This window comes from Gordonia asplenii (assembly GCF_012933505.1).
Lineage (GTDB): Bacteria > Actinomycetota > Actinomycetes > Mycobacteriales > Mycobacteriaceae > Gordonia > Gordonia asplenii.
Map to the genome: position 1 here is coordinate 1 of NZ_JABBNB010000091.1, position 730 is coordinate 730.

At 70.0% G+C, this 730-nt stretch carries 1 pseudogene; it reads right to left on the reverse strand.

The features are described from left to right. Positions 1 to 730 (reverse strand): annotated as a pseudogene (locus HH308_RS29315) (hypothetical protein); the annotation flags it as partial.

Here is a 730-nt window from a genome sequence, read left to right on the forward strand (position 1 = left end):
AATGTAGGTGTCCAACGCGGTTGAGGGCTTGTAGGGGTTCGCCGGCTGGGTCGCGGGTACGAACAATTGCGCCGATAGCGGCAGCATTTGTCCTGGTGCACGTCCCCACAGACGGTGGAACAGGTCCTGCACGCGGGTGTAACGGCGCCGATCGGGACACTCGGACTCGGGCTCGGGCTCGGGTTCGGGTTCGGGTTGTGGGTCGGTGTCTGGCTGGCTGCTCGGCGCGTACGACTCCGGTTCGGGGTCGGTGGCCGGCTCGGCGTCGAGGTCAGCGTCCCGATGTGCGTGGCCTGGGCCCTCGACGTCGGTATCTGCATCAGCGGACTGCGAGTCGCCGCCATGGGTGTGTCGTAGCTGGGCGGTCGGCTGGCCCGCCGACGCGCCGGTACCGGTGGGCTGCCCGGAGGTGGAGTCGGCGTCATGATCGCCGGTCGCGGCGTGATCGCCGGTGCCGGTGGCGGTGGGCCGCTCGGTTGAGTCGTCTGCGTCACGGTCGGTGGCCGCGTGATCGCCGGTGCCGGTGGCCTGCCCGACGTCGAGGTCGGCGTCACGGTCGCCGGTGCGGTCCTCGGCGTCGCGGGCGGTGGCGGGCTGCTCGGCTACATCGTCCGCGTCGGTTTCGTTGTTGAGGGTTGTGTTGATCCAGGCGAGGACGTCGTCGAGGCTGGAGTAGGTGTGTGCCAGTGGCCGGATGGTGGTGGTGGGGTCGGCGGCGATGTCGCGGACG